Raw genomic sequence first — 13,808 nt, forward strand, 5'->3', positions numbered from 1 at the left:
GCACCGCGGCGCGTCAGCCCAGCCCGAGGGTCGCCGTGATCCGGTCGGCCATGCCCCGCTCGCCGAGGGCGTTGGGGTGGACCGGCACGTAGTTCGTCCCGCCGAACGCCGGCTCGATCCAGCGGGTGCCGGACGGCGCGCAGGCGTCGCGCCCCTCGGAGGCGGCCGACTGGTCGACGTAGGTCGCGCCGGTGGCGTCCGCCGCCCGTTCGATCACGTCGTTCAGCGTGGCCTGGAGGTCCCGCAGGTAGGGGACGTCGCCCCGGGCCACGGGCATGGCCGGGAAGCAGCCGCCGGACGCGGGGAGGATCCACGGGTAGCCCGAGATCACCACCCGCGCGTTCGGCGCCTTCTCCTTGACCTGCTTCAGCGCCCGCGTGACGTTGGCGTACGTGCCCGTCCGCACGGCGTCGGCGAACGTGTCGCCGTAGAGGTCCGCGCACGGGCTGCCGTGGCCGAGGGTGAGGAGGCCCACCGAGCCGCAGGCGAGGACGGCGCCGATGAAGGTGTTGTTGTCGTTGCCGCCGATGGTCATGGTGACGAGGTCGGTGGATGCGGACAGGGCGTCCAACTGCGGTGCCACGCCGGGGAACTGCGATTCCGTGAAATTGCGCGTCTGCGCCCCGCCGCAGCTCACGTCGGTGAGGGCGTACCCCTGGTCGGCCGCGATGGCGTGCGCGAAGTTGTCCGCCGCCCGGGTGCACAGCGGGTTGCTCCCCTCGGCCAGCGGCAGGATGCCGGAACCGGAGCTGAAGCTGTCGCCGAGGTTCACGTAGTCGAGTGCGGGAGCGGTGGCCGTCGAGGTGCCGGTGGTGGCCGTGGCGGCGAGCCCGAGGGCCACGGCGGTCACGGCGGCGGCGCGGCGCAGGCGGCGTACGGAGGGCATGGGGAGACCTTTCGTCAGACCTGTGGGGGCCCGGCACGGCGCGGCGGGACGGACGGCACCCGGGGTCCGCCGTACGGTGGGGAACGCGCAGCCACGCTCGGGCCGGTACTTACTGACCGGTCAGTTGTGCTCCATCGTGGGGCCGCCGCCGCGCCGACGACATGGGCACGCGCACAGACTCCGCCCCCACCCCCTGTGCCCGCTCCCAACCAACCCCGCAGCCCTACCCGGGTGATGACCACCCCACCGCTGCCCGGCCACGCCCGGGCCCCGCCTGCGGGGGTGGGGTTGTGGGTGGGGGGCGGGGGGACGAGACTCGGGCGTGTCGCATCCCGAACCGCGAGGACCCGCATGGCCGACGAGAGCACGCCCCCGCCCGTCCACTACTCCGACCACCAGGCGTTGATCTACGCGAACGGCGCGTTCCTGGGCGAGAGGCCCGCCCTCACCACGGACCTCGCGGCGCTGGAGGCGAAGGCCGCCGAGGTGCTGGACGCGGCGGCGCTGGGGTACATCGTGCCCAGCGCGGGCAGCGGTTCGACCGCGCGGGCGAACCGGGCCGCGTTCGAGCGGCGGCGCATCGTGCCGCGCATGCTGCGCGACCACGCCCGGCGCGACCTGTCGACGACGCTGCTGGGCGCGAAGCTGCCCGCACCCGTGCTGCTCGGCCCGGTCGGTGTGCAGAAGCTGGCGCACCCGGAGGGGGAGTTGGCCTCGGCACGGGCCGCCGCCGCGTTGGGGCTGCCGTTCGTCCACTCCACGCAGGCCAGCCACTCCATCGAGGAGGTCGCGGAGGCCGGGGGCGACGGTCCGCGCTGGTTCCAGCTGTACTGGCCGCGCGATCCGGAGTTCTGCGTGAGCCTGCTGCGGCGGGCGCGGGAGGCGGGCTACAGCCACCTCGTCCTGACGTTGGACACCACGATGCTCGGCTGGCGTCCGGCCGACCTCGACCGCGGTCACCTCCCGTTCCTCCAGGGCGAGGGCATCGCCAACTACACGAGCGACCCCGTCTTCCGCCGCAGGCTGGCGAAGGACCCGGTCGACGATCCCGGCGCGGCCGGACTGGCCTTCGCCGAGGTCTTCCCCAACCCGGGCCTGACGTGGGAGCAGTTGCCGTTCCTGCGGGAGCACTGGGACGGTCCGATCGTGCTCAAGGGCATCCAGTGCGCCGCCGACGCCGAACTCGCCGTCCGGCACGGCATGGACGGGGTCGTGGTGTCCAACCACGGCGGTCGGCAGGTCGACGGGGCCCTCGCCTCGCTGGACGCGCTGGCGCCCGTGGCGGAGGCCGTCGGGGACCGGACGACGGTGCTGTTCGACTCCGGGGTGCGCACCGGAGCGGACGTCTTCAAGGCGCTGGCGCTCGGCGCGGACGCGGTGCTGATCGGCCGTCCGTACCTGTACGGACTGGCGCTGGCCGGGCAGGCGGGCGTGGAGCACGTGCTGCGCTGCCTGCTGGCCGAACTCGACCTGACGCTGGGCAACTCCGGGTACCGCACGGCGCGTGAGCCGGGGCCGGACGCGCTGTGGAGCGTGACGCCGTGAGGGCTCGGTGAGGCCGTCCCGCACTTCGATATGCAACGGTGACTGTCGGCGGCCGGGTCCGACCCCGCGCCTTCTGCCATCGTTGCGGCCATGGATGGGCACACGCTTCCTGCACGGGACGCTCGGCTGGGCCGCCCCCTCGGCACGACGGGGAGGGTCGAGGGCGTCCTCCTGCTCCTGCCCGGCGGCGTCCCGGAGTCAGCCCGGCGGTCCTCACCGCTGGCGGCGGCGGGGGCACTGGCGCTGGCCCGGCAGGTGGCAAGGGCGGCCGAACGCTGCGGCGAGGCGCTGACGGCACACGTCGTGCACTACCGGTACCAGGGGTGGAACGGCGACGAGGCGCACCCGGTCGCCGACACGGTGTGGGCCCTGGACGAACTGGTCCGCCGCTACGGCGACGTGCCCGTCTGCCTGGCGGGCACCGGCCTCGGGGGCCGGGCGGCACTGCGTGCCGCGGGGCACCCGGCGGTGACGTCCGTCGTGGCGCTCGGGCCCTGGCTGCCGGAGCCGGCGGAGGCCGAGCGGGAACCGGTCGACCAGCTCGTGGGGCGGCAGGTCCTCGTCGTGCACGGCACCGACGACCGGCGCTCCGACCCCGAGTCGTCCTACCGGCTGGCGGAGCGGGCCCGGAAGGCGGGGGCGGACATCTGCCGCTTCGAGGCCCACACCGACGGCCACGCCCTGCGCGAGTACCGCTCCGAGGTCTTCGCGCTCGCCACGGACTTCGTGCTGGGCACGCTGTGCGAGCAGGACTTCGCCCGGCCCGTGCACGACGCCCTCGCCGCGCCGCCCCCACTCGGCCTGCGGATGCCGCTGGCCTCAGGCTTCGGCCGCACCTGAGGGGCCGTCCGGCGGCCGGTCAGGCCAGGAGTCGGCCGCGCCGGGTGAGCAGGAACGTCCGGAACGCGGCCACGGGTGGGGTGTCGGGCCGGTCGGCCGGCCAGGCGACGCCGATCTCCCGGACGGCGCGGGGCGCGGTGACGGTGAGGTCGACCAGGCCGGGCCGGGGGACGGTCGGCGGCGGCAGCAGCGCGACGCCGAGGCCGGCCGCGACGAGGCCGCGCAGCGTCTCGGCCTCCTCCCCCTCGAAGGCGATGCGGGGCGTGAACCCGGCCTCGGCGCAGAGGGTTTCGAAGATGCGCCGCATGCCGTAGCCGGGTTCCAGGGTGATGAACGCCTCGTCGGCGGCCTCGGCGAGCCGGACGCGTTTGCGGCGGGCCAGGCGGTGGTCGTCGGGGACGACCAGGCGCAGCCGCTGCTCGTCCAGCCGCCGGGCGACGAGGTCGGGCGCGTCGGGCACCGGGGAGGTGAGGCACAGGTCGAGGGTGCCCGCGCGGAGTCGGTCGAGCATGGCCTCCCCGTAGTTCTGGACGAGGGCGAACCGCACCCTGGGGTGGTCGGCGCGGAAGGCCCGGATGAGGCCGGGCACGGTCTCCGAGCCGAGGGTGTGCAGGAAGCCGAAGGCGACCTTGCCGGTGGCGGGGTCGGCGTCGGCCCGCACCGCCTCGGCGGACTGCTCGACGGCGGCGAGCGCCTTCTCCACGGACGCCCAGAAGGTGCGCCCGGCCGGGGTGAGCGAGACCGAGCGGCCCCGGCGCGCCAGGAGGGCCACGCCGAGGTCCTCCTCCAGACGGGCCATCGCCCGGCTGAGGGTGGACTGGGGGACGCCCAGCTCCCGCGCGGCGCGGGTGACGTGCTCGTGCCGCGCGACGGCGGTGAACTGGGCCAGGCGCGGGGTGAGCAGCGCGGCCCAGGACTCGGCGTCGATGTCGGCGCGTGTTACCTGCATGTCGTTTTCGTTGCCTGGTGGTGACACGGGCGGTCCTCAGCTCGGCTTATGCGCTGGTGCATCGTTTCTTCCATTCTTGTGCATTGGACGCATGAAAGGGAGCTGCGTACGTTCGAGACATGCCTTCCGTCGATACCGGGGCACCCGTCATCCCGGGTGCCTCTCAGCCGTCGTCCCCCACCACCGGACCCGCCGCCGGACCCGCCACCGACCGTCGGGCGGACGCCCCCTCGACGCGCCGGGTGAACCTCGCGCTGTTCGCGCTGGGGCTGGCGACCTTCGCCCTCCTCTTCTCCACCCAGGCCCTGTTGCCCGCGCTCTCCGCCGACTTCGCGGTGTCGCCGGACGCGGCGAGCTGGACGATCTCCGCCGCCACGATCGCCCTGGCGGTGTGTGTGCTGCCGTTGAGCATGCTGTCCGAACGGTTCGGGCGACAGCGGCTGATGACGGTGTCGGTGGCGGTCGCGGTGGGCATCGCCCTGGTGCTGCCCCTGGCGCCGGACCTGGGCTGGCTGGTGGCGCTGCGCACCGTGCAGGGCGCGGCGATCGCGGGCATTCCGGCGTCGGCGATGGCCTACCTCTCCGAGGAGCTGCGGCCGGGGGCGCTGGTCGGCGCGATCGGGCTGTTCGTCGCGGGGAACAGCGTGGGCGGCATGGCGGGCCGCATCGTCACCGGCTGGGTGGCGGAGGGCTTCGGCTGGCGCGGCGCGCTGCTGGTCGTCGGCGTCATGGCCCTGGTCTGCGCGGTCGTCTTCCGGGCGCTGCTGCCGAGGGCGCGGAACTTCACCCCGTCCCCGCTGGAGCCGCGCGCCCTGGCCCGCACCGTCCGTGACCTGCTGGGGAATGCGCTGCTGGTGCGGCTGTACGCGATCGGGCTGCTGTTCATGGCCGTCTTCGGCGCCGTCTACACGGTGATCGGGTACCGGCTGGTGGCCGAGCCGTTCGGGCTGTCGCAGGGGCTGGTGGGCTCGGTGTTCGTCATCTACCTGGTGGGCACGGGCTCCTCGGCGGCGTCCGGGGGGCTGGTCAAGCGGCTCGGGCGGCGCGGGGCGCTGTACCTGGCCATCGGCACGACGGCGGTCGGGCTGCTGCTGACGCTGTCGGGCAACCTGGTGGCGGTGCTGGCCGGCCTGGTGCTGGTGACGGCGGGCTTCTTCGCCGGGCACACGACGGCGTCCTCGTCGGTGAGCCGGACGGTCACGTCGGGGCGGGCGCAGGCGTCGGCGCTGTACCAGATGGCGTACTACGTGGGGAGTTCGCTCGGTGGCACGCTCGGCGCGCTGGCCTTCCACGGCGGCGGCTGGGCGGGGACGGTCGCCCTCGCGCTGACCGCCCTGGTGGGTGCGGCGGGCATCACGCTGTACGCCACCCGCCGGGCCGTGCGGCTCGCGACGGCCTGAGCCGGACGCCGACCCGACGGGCCCGGACCCGGACCACCGCTCGCCCACCGCCCGCCCCGCCGGGGCCGGGCGGTGGCTCCGCTGGGGTGGTGTCCGGCGCCGCCTGACGCCGACAAAACAGACATAAGGGTTAGTCTCGGCGGATTGGTCCGCGATCACCGCCTGGAGGCTCCGACATGCCCGATGTCACCGCCCCGTACGCCAAGGGCACGCCCTGCTGGGTCGACCTGATGGTCCCCGACCAGCGGGCCGCCCTCGACTTCTACCGGAACCTCCTCGGCTGGCAGGGCGAGGTCGGCCCGCCCGAGACCGGCGGCTACGCGCTCTGCACCCTGCGCGGCCGGGCCGTCGCCGGGATCATGGCGGCCGTGAACCCCGACGGCACCGCGATGGCGGAGCCCCCGCCCCCGGCGTGGACGACCTACCTCGCCACGCCCGACGTGGACGCCGCCGCCGACGCCGTCACCAAGGCCGACGGCAGCGTGCTGGTGCCGCCCATGGACGTGATGGACCTCGGCCGGATGGCCGTCGCCCAGGACCCCACGGGCGCCGTCTTCGGCCTCTGGCAGGCTCGCGACTTCCCCGGAAGCCAGGTCGTCCGGGAGACCGGGGCGGTCGCCTGGAACGAGCTGAACACCGCCGACACCGACACCGCAGCGGACTTCTACGACTCCGTGCTCGGCATGGGGGCGAGCACCATGAAGGGCGGCGACGGGTACTTCTCGCTGGACGTCGGCGGCCGGCCGGTCGGGGGCATGCAGAGCCTGGACCGGCTGGAACCGGGCCTGCCCGCGCACTGGCTGACGTACTTCGCCGTCGCCGACGTCGACCGGACGGCCGACACCCTGGCGGCGCACGGCGGGACCGTCCTGAAGCCGCCGTTCGACATGATGGCCGGACGGATGGCCGTCGTGCAGGACCCGCAGGGCGCCGCGTTCGCCCTGATCAACCCGATCCCCGAGGAGGGCTCGTAGCCCGGAGGGCAGCGGCGGGCCCCCGGCCTCTCAGTCCACGCGGTCCAGGACGATCGGGGCCGGGGTGAAGGCCCCGCCCACCTCGACGGCGCCGTCCAGCGCGGTGAGCGCGTAGTCGAACGCCTCGGGCGTGTCGGTGTGCAGGGTGAGCAGCGGCTCCCCCTCCCGGACGGTCTCGCCCGGCTTGGCGTGCAGCTCGACGCCCGCCCCGGCCTGCACCGGGTCCTCCTTGCGGGCGCGGCCGGCGCCGAGCCGCCAGGCGGCGACGCCGACGGCGTAGGCGTCCAGACGGCTGAGCACCCCGGTGGCGGGCGCGGGCACGACGTGGCGCTCCCGCGCGGTGGGCAGCTCCGCGTCGGGGTCGCCGCCCTGAGCGGTGATCATGCGGCGCCAGTGGTCCATGGCGGAGCCGTCGGCCAGCGCCTTGGCCGGGTCGGCGTCCGGCAGCCCGGCGGCGGTGAGCATCTCGCGGGCCAGGGCGAGGGTCAGCTCGACGACGTCGGCCGGGCCGCCGCCCGCGAGGACCTCCACGGACTCGCGGACCTCCAGCGCGTTCCCGGCCGTGCGGCCGAGCGGTGTGGACATGTCGGTGAGCAGGGCCACCGTCCGCACGCCGTGGTCGGTGCCGAGGCCCACCATGGTGCGGGCCAGCTCGGCGGCGTCGTCCCGGTTCTTCATGAACGCCCCGGAGCCGACCTTCACGTCGAGCACGAGCGAGCCGGTGCCCTCGGCGATCTTCTTGGACATGATGGAGCTGGCGATCAGCGGGATCGCCTCGACGGTGCCGGTGACGTCGCGCAGGGCGTAGAGCTTCTTGTCGGCGGGGGCCAGCCCGTCCCCCGCCGCGCAGATGACGGCCCCGGCCTCGCCGAGGACGTCGAGCATCTCGGCGTTCGACAGCAGCGCCCGCCAGCCGGGGATCGACTCCAGCTTGTCGAGGGTGCCGCCGGTGTGGCCGAGGCCGCGCCCGGAGAGCTGCGGCACGGCCGCGCCGCAGGCGGCGACCAGCGGGGCGAGCGGGAGGGTGATCTTGTCGCCGACGCCGCCGGTCGAGTGCTTGTCGGCGGTGGGCCGGGGCAGGGAGGAGAAGTCCATCCGCTCGCCGCTGGCGATCATGGCGGCGGTCCAGCGGGCGATCTCGGCGCGGTCCATGCCGTTGAGCAGGATGGCCATGGCCAGGGCCGACATCTGCTCGTCGGCGACGGCGCCCCGGGTGTAGGCGTCGATGACCCAGTCGATCTGCTCGGGGCTGAGCGCGCCGCCGTCGCGCTTGGTGCGGATGACGGAGATGGCGTCCATGCGGGGTTCCTCCACGGGCTTCGGAGCGCGGTCAGCGGTCGAGATCGGACGGGCCGAAGGCGTCGGGCAGCAGTTCGGACAGCGGGCGCACGCCGGAGGCCGTGTCGAGGGCGAGCTCCGGGCCGCCGTGCTCCCACAGCAGCTGGCGGCAGCGCCCGCACGGCATGAGCAGGTCGCCGTGACGGTCGCAGCAGGTGAAGTGGGTGAGCCGGCCGCCACCGGTGGCGATCAGCTCGGACACCAGCCCGCACTCGGCGCACAGGGCGACGCCGTAGGCGGCGTTCTCCACGTTGCACCCGCTGACCGTCCGGCCGTCGTCGACGAGGGCGGCGGCGCCGACGGGGAAGCCGGAGTAGGGGGCGTAGGCCCGGGACATGGCGTCCCGGGCCAGCTTCCGCAGCGCTTCCCAGCCGGGGGCGGGGGGCTCGGCGTGCGTCACTTGCCCTCGCCCTTGCGGTAGGGCCGCCCGTTGGCCTTCGGCATCCGCAGGCGTTGCGCGGACAGGGACAGCACCAGGAGCGTCGCCACGTAGGGGGCGGCGGAGACGAACTGGCTCGGCACCTCGTCCACGGCCAGGTAGTAGGCGAACAGGCCGAGGCCGGTCACACCGGCGACGAGCGCCGTGACGTACTTCCTGCGGTACAGCTCCCAGACGACGGCGAGGGCCAGCAGGATCGCCAGGAACAGCAGCAGCGCGTGCACGTTGGTGCCGCCGCCGCGCAGGTTGAGGCTGTCGGCGTAGCCGAACAGGCCCGCGCCCATGGCCATGCCGCCCGGCATCCAGTTGCCGAAGATCATCGCGGCGAGACCGATGTAGCCGCGCCCGCCGGTCTGGCCCTCCTGGTAGATGTTGGCCGCGACCTCCGCGAGGAAGACGCCGCCGAGCCCGGCGAAGCCGCCGGAGATCATCACCGCGAGGTACTTGTACCTGTAGACGTTGACGCCGAGCGACTCGGCGGCCGTCGGGTTCTCGCCGCAGGAGCGCAGCCGCAGGCCGAAGCCCGTCCGCCACAGCACCCACCAGCTGAACGGGACGAGCGCGAGGGCGACGACGGTCAGCAGCGAGAGGTTGGTGACGACGCCGCCCACGACACCGGCCAGGTCGGAGACGAAGAACCAGTGCTTGTCGTTGAGGTCGCGCATCCAGTCCGAGAGCCCCGGCACGGTGATGCTGGTGATCGACTCGATCGGCGGGGACTGCTTCTCGGTGCCGCCCTCCATGGTGTCGAAGGTGAACTTCGACAGGTAGCGGGTGACGCCGACCGCGAGGATGTTGATGGCCACACCGGAGACGATGTGGTTGACGCCGAAGGTGACGGTGGCGATCGCGTGGATGAGCCCGCCCAGCGCGCCGCCGACGATGCCCATGATGACGCCCGTCCAGGGGCCCCACTGGACGCCCGCCCAGGCACCGAACCAGGTGCCGAGGATCATCATGCCTTCGAGACCGATGTTGATGACGCCCGCGCGCTCGGCCCACAGGCCGCCGAGGCCCGCGAGACCGATCGGGACGGCCAGCCGCAGGGCGGCGGAGACCTGGCCGGTGGAGGTGATGCCGTTGGCGTCGGTGATCAGCCGGACCAGCGAGAACAGGGCGAGCCCCGCCGCGATGACCAGCATCCACTGGGCGAGGGACAGGCGGCTGCGGCCGACGGGCTTGCGCGGCGCGGCAGCCGCCTTGGTGGTGGCGGTGCTCATGCCGAGGCCCCCTTGCTCAGGTTCTGGCTGGTGTCGCCGGGGGCGCTCGCGGCCTGGGCGGCGAGCTCCTCACCGACCTTCTGCTGCTGGCGGCGCAGTCCGTAGCGGCGGACGGCCTCGTAGCTGATGACGACGGCGATCACGATCAGGCCCTGCATGATCGTGGCGATCTCCTTCTCGTACCCGCTGTAGTCGAGCGTGGCCGAGGCCTTGTCGAGGAAGGCGATGAGGAGGGCGCCGAAGGCGATGCCGACGGGGTGGTTGCGGCCCAGCAGGGCGATGGTGATGCCCGTGAAGCCGATGCCCACGGGGAAGACGAGGCTGTAGGTGTGCGAGTCGCCGAGGAGCACCGGCATGCCCGCGAGGCCCGCGACGCCACCGGAGATCACCATGGAGGTGAAGATCATCCGCTTGGCGTCGACGCCGCTGGCGGCGGCGGCGCTCTGGCTGGCGCCGGTGGCCCGCAGGTCGAAGCCGAAGCGGGTGCGGTTCAGCACCAGCCAGTAGACGACGCCGAGCAGGGCGGCGACCACGATGAAGCCGTAGACGACGCCGCCGGGCCCGGTGTCGAAGCCCGGGAACCAGCCGGACTCGGCGATCTGGCCCGTCGTCAGGTTGTTGCCGCGCTGCTCGCCGAACTGCGCCGGCAGGATCAGGTAGGCGATGATGCTCGTCGCGATCGCGTTGAGCATGATCGTGGAGACGACCTCGCTGACGCCCCGGCTGGTCTTGAGGATGCCCGCGATCCCGGCCCAGAACGCACCGGTCAGCATCGCGACCGCCATGATCACCAGGACGTGCAGCGGTGCGGGCAGCGAGAAGGCCGCGCCCGTGACGGCCGCCACCATCGCGGCGAGCCGGTACTGCCCGTCGACACCGATGTTGAACAGGTTCATCCGGAAGCCGACGGCCACCGCGAGCGCCGCGATGTAGTACGTCGTGGCCTGGTTGACGATGAGCACCTGGATGTCGGCGTTGCCCGCGTACTCGATCATCAGGACGTACGGCTCGACCGGGCTGCGGCCCGACAGCAGCAGCACGGCCGACGTCAGCAGGACCGCGACGCCCAGCGCGAGCACCGGTCCGCCGAGCGCCAGGACCAGGCGGTCGAGCCGGGCCCGCGTCGTCGGGCGGCCGGAGGCTGCGGCCACGCCCGGCTTTCCACCGTCACTCATGCTCGTTCTCCTCGTTCTGCGCACCGGACGCGGCGTCGGGACGGCCGTCGGCGTCCGAACCCGTGGCCGCGTCACCCTCCTCGTGCTCCAGGTGACCGGACGCGGCGCCGGTCATGGCGGTGCCCAGCTCCTCCGGGGTGATCGTGGCGGGGTCGGCGTCCGCGACCAGACGGCCGCGGTACATGACCCGCAGGGTGTCGGACAGGCCGATCAGCTCGTCCAGGTCGGCCGAGATCAGCAGCACGGCCAGGCCCTCGTGGCGGGCCTCGCGGATCTGGTCCCAGATCTGCGCCTGCGCGCCGACGTCCACCCCGCGCGTGGGGTGGGCGGCGATCAGGAAGCGCGGGTGGTGGCTCATCTCCCGGCCGACGATGAGCTTCTGCTGGTTGCCGCCGGACAGCGAGCCGGCGGTGACCTCGATGCCGGGCGTGCGGACGTCGTACTCCTCGACGATCCGCTCGGTGTCGGCGCGGGCGGCCTTCGGCTTCAGCCAGTAGCCGCGGCTGTTGGGCTGCTCGGTGACGTGGCCGAGGATGCGGTTCTCCCACAGCGGGGACTCCAGCAGCAGGCCGTGCCGGTGCCGGTCCTCGGGGATGTAGCCGATGCCGCCCTCGCGGCGCCGCCGGGTGGCCCAGCCGGTGATCTCCTCGTCGCCGAGCCGGATGGTGCCCGCGTCGGCGTGCTTGAGGCCGATGAGCGCCTCGATCAGCTCCGTCTGGCCGTTGCCCTCGACGCCGGCGAGGCCGAGGACCTCGCCCGCGTGGATGGTGAAGCCGACGTCGTCCAGCACGGTGCGGTCGCCGTGCTCCGCGTCGTGCGTGTGGACCGTGAGGCCCTCGACGCTCAGCACGGGCCGGTCGGTCACGGTGGACTCGCGCGTCTCCGGGGTGGGGAGCTCGCTGCCCACCATCAGCTCGGCGAGCTGCTTGGTGCTGACCTCGTCCGGGCTGACGGAGGCGACCGTCGTGCCGCGCCGGATGACGGTGATCTCGTCCGCCACGGACAGCACCTCGCCCAGCTTGTGCGAGATGAAGATGACGGTGAGGCCCTCGGCCTTCAGCTCGCGCAGGTTCGCGAAGAGGGCGTCGACCTCCTGCGGGACGAGGACGGCCGTCGGCTCGTCGAGGATGAGCGTGCGGGCGCCCCGGTAGAGCACCTTGAGGATCTCCACGCGCTGCCGGTCGGCCACGCCGAGGTCCTCCACGAGGACGTCGGGGCGGATGCCGAGGCCGTAGGCGTCGGAGATCTCCCGGATCTTGTCGCGGGCCCGGCCCCCGATGCCGTACAGGCTCTCGCCGCCGAGCACGGTGTTCTCGAGCACGGTGAGGTTGTCGGCCAGCATGAAGTGCTGGTGCACCATGCCGATGCCGCGCGCGATCGCGTCGGCGGGGCTGTGCAGCGTGACCTGCTCGCCGTCGACGGTGATGGTGCCCTCGTCCGGCTTCTGCATGCCGTAGAGGATCTTCATCAGCGTGGACTTGCCCGCGCCGTTCTCGCCGACGATCGCGTGCACCGTGCCCTTGTGCACGGACAGGTGGATGTCGTGGTTGGCGACGACGCCGGGGAAGCGTTTCGTGATGCCGGCCAGCTCGACGGCGGGCGGACTGCTGGACGCGTTGATGGTGCACTCTCCTCGGGGCTAAGGAGCGGGCTCGTCAGGACGGGACGGCGCCGGACGGACGGCGGGTGGTACGGGACGGCGGGTGCCGGTGGGACGGGCGGGACGGTGCGGGCGTGGTGACGCTATCGTGCCGCACCCTCGGCTACGCGCGTAGAGTTTTCGCCGGATACACCGGACTCCCGGCCGGGGACGGCGGCCGGAGGGGCGGCGCGGTCCGGGAGGGCCCGCCGGGGCGGGCCGGTGGTCCGCGGGCGGCCCGGGCCGGGCGGCGGAGGCTGTGTCCGCCGCCCGGTTCCGGGCCTGGGTCCGTGCCGGGGCCCGAGGGCTCCCGGCCGCGGGCGTCACGGGGTCGGGGAGACCTCGATCTTGCCGGCGACGATGTCCGCCTTGGCCTGCTCGACGGCCTCGGTCAGCTCGGTCATCTCCTGGTAGGCGGGGTTGGAGTCGCTCAGGGCGACGCCGTCGGCCTCCAGGTTGTAGCGGATGACGCCCGACTGCGGGTCGTCCTCCTCCACGGACTTGATCAGGTTGTAGACCGCGTCGGGGACGTCCTTCGTCATCGACGTGAGGATGTTGTCCTTGTACGGCGCCAGCGTCTTCTGCTCGTACTGGTCGGAGTCCACACCGATGACCCACCGGTCACGGTCGGCGGCGGCCTCGATGACGCCCTGCCCGGCGAGGCCGGCGGCGTGGTAGATCACGTCGGCGTCGGCGTCCAGCTGGCCGCGCGCGGCCTCCTTGCCGAGGTCCGGCTTGGAGAAGCCGTCCATGTTCGGCGGCTGGGTGAGGTACTGGCGCTTGATCTCGATGTCCGGGTCGGTGTCCTGGACGCCCTGGACGAAACCGGCCTCGAACTTCTTGATCAGCGGCACCTCGACACCGCCGACGAAGCCGACGACGTCCGTCTCGGTCGCGTGCGCGGCGGCGACGCCGGCCAGGTAGGAGCCCTGCTCCTCACTGAAGACCATGTTGACGATGTTGTCGCCGGTGACCGTCTCGTCGTCGATCAGACCGAAGGTGACGTCCGGGTTCTTCTTGGCGGCCTCTTCGATCGGGCCCGCGTAGGCGAAGCCGACGCCTATGACCGGGTTGTAGCCGAGCCGCGCGAGCTCGTTCAGCCGGCTGGCCTTGTCGGCGTCCGACTCGCCGTCGGAGGGCTCGATGTCCTCGCCGTCCCAGCCGAACTCCTTCTCGGCCTTGCTGAGACCGGCGTAGGCGGCGTCGTTGAACGACTGGTCGCCCCGGCCGCCGACGTCGTACGCGATGGCCGCACCCTTGTCCTCGGACTCGCCGGAGGACTCGGTGGAGGTGCCGCCGCAGGCGGCGGTGGTGAGTGCGAGAGCCGCGGTGGCGGTGACCGCGGCGGCAAGCTTGGTGACCCGACGCAAGAGGAGGTCTCCTTCGACTCTCAGGAAGCGCCT

12 protein-coding genes are annotated in these 13,808 nt (G+C 73.2%); 4 read left to right on the forward strand and 8 right to left on the reverse strand.

Translation table 11 applies throughout. The features are described 5' to 3' along the window. Positions 1–13: 13 nt before the first annotated feature. Positions 14–886, reverse strand: a complete 873-nt coding sequence (locus tag IF129_RS12085) for an SGNH/GDSL hydrolase family protein (RefSeq protein ID WP_191209594.1) — start codon at positions 884–886, stop codon at positions 14–16. Positions 887–1,237: 351 nt separating this feature from the next. On the opposite strand from IF129_RS12085, the gene IF129_RS12090 reads away from it, so the two are divergent. After that, positions 1,238–2,431 carry an alpha-hydroxy-acid oxidizing protein gene (locus IF129_RS12090; protein WP_191209595.1) on the forward strand — a complete coding sequence of 398 codons (1,194 nt, stop codon included), beginning with the start codon at positions 1,238–1,240 and terminating at the stop codon, positions 2,429–2,431. A 90-nt stretch (positions 2,432–2,521) separates the two neighbouring features. Further along, positions 2,522–3,271, forward strand: a complete 750-nt coding sequence (locus tag IF129_RS12095) for an alpha/beta hydrolase (RefSeq protein WP_191209596.1) — start codon at positions 2,522–2,524, stop codon at positions 3,269–3,271. A 19-nt stretch (positions 3,272–3,290) separates the two neighbouring features. Here the strand turns inward: IF129_RS12095 and IF129_RS12100 are convergent, their stop codons facing one another. Beyond that, entirely contained in the window at positions 3,291–4,220 is a 930-nt protein-coding gene (locus IF129_RS12100; protein ID WP_191209597.1) for a LysR family transcriptional regulator, read from the reverse strand. A gap of 119 nt (positions 4,221–4,339) precedes the next feature. Between IF129_RS12100 and IF129_RS12105 the strand changes: the two genes are divergently transcribed. Then, positions 4,340–5,620 (forward strand): MFS transporter, encoded by a 1,281-nt coding sequence (locus tag IF129_RS12105; RefSeq protein WP_191209598.1) that lies wholly within the window; start codon positions 4,340–4,342, stop codon positions 5,618–5,620. A 176-nt stretch (positions 5,621–5,796) separates the two neighbouring features. After that, a complete protein-coding gene (locus IF129_RS12110) occupies positions 5,797–6,594 on the forward strand; it encodes a VOC family protein (RefSeq protein ID WP_191209599.1) in 798 nt (265 codons plus the stop codon). 30 nt (positions 6,595–6,624) lie between these two features. Here IF129_RS12110 and IF129_RS12115 read toward each other — a convergent pair whose 3' ends face one another. From IF129_RS12115 to IF129_RS12135, 6 genes are all read right to left on the reverse strand, one after another. Continuing rightward, complete coding sequence (locus IF129_RS12115) at positions 6,625–7,893, reverse strand: thymidine phosphorylase (protein WP_191209600.1); 1,269 nt, start codon at positions 7,891–7,893, stop codon at positions 6,625–6,627. A gap of 31 nt (positions 7,894–7,924) precedes the next feature. Further along, positions 7,925–8,332: a cytidine deaminase gene (locus IF129_RS26320; RefSeq protein ID WP_318153695.1), complete on the reverse strand. Its 408-nt coding sequence runs from the start codon at positions 8,330–8,332 to the stop codon at positions 7,925–7,927. Continuing rightward, on the reverse strand, positions 8,329–9,591 hold the full coding sequence (locus IF129_RS26325; protein ID WP_224754849.1) for an ABC transporter permease: 1,263 nt from the start codon (positions 9,589–9,591) through the stop codon (positions 8,329–8,331). The genes IF129_RS26320 and IF129_RS26325 overlap by 4 nt, the downstream gene beginning before the upstream one ends. Continuing rightward, positions 9,588–10,766, reverse strand: a complete 1,179-nt coding sequence (locus tag IF129_RS12125) for an ABC transporter permease (RefSeq protein WP_191209601.1) — start codon at positions 10,764–10,766, stop codon at positions 9,588–9,590. The genes IF129_RS26325 and IF129_RS12125 overlap by 4 nt, the downstream gene beginning before the upstream one ends. Further along, positions 10,759–12,387, reverse strand: coding sequence for an ABC transporter ATP-binding protein (locus IF129_RS12130; protein WP_191209856.1), 1,629 nt, complete (start codon positions 12,385–12,387; stop codon positions 10,759–10,761). The genes IF129_RS12125 and IF129_RS12130 overlap by 8 nt, the downstream gene beginning before the upstream one ends. A gap of 341 nt (positions 12,388–12,728) precedes the next feature. Continuing rightward, positions 12,729–13,775, reverse strand: a complete 1,047-nt coding sequence (locus IF129_RS12135; protein ID WP_191209602.1) for a BMP family lipoprotein — start codon at positions 13,773–13,775, stop codon at positions 12,729–12,731. Positions 13,776–13,808 lie beyond the last annotated feature (33 nt).

The organism is Streptomyces chumphonensis (assembly GCF_014779715.1).
In the GTDB taxonomy this organism is placed as follows: Bacteria; Actinomycetota; Actinomycetes; order Streptomycetales; family Streptomycetaceae; genus Streptomyces; species Streptomyces chumphonensis.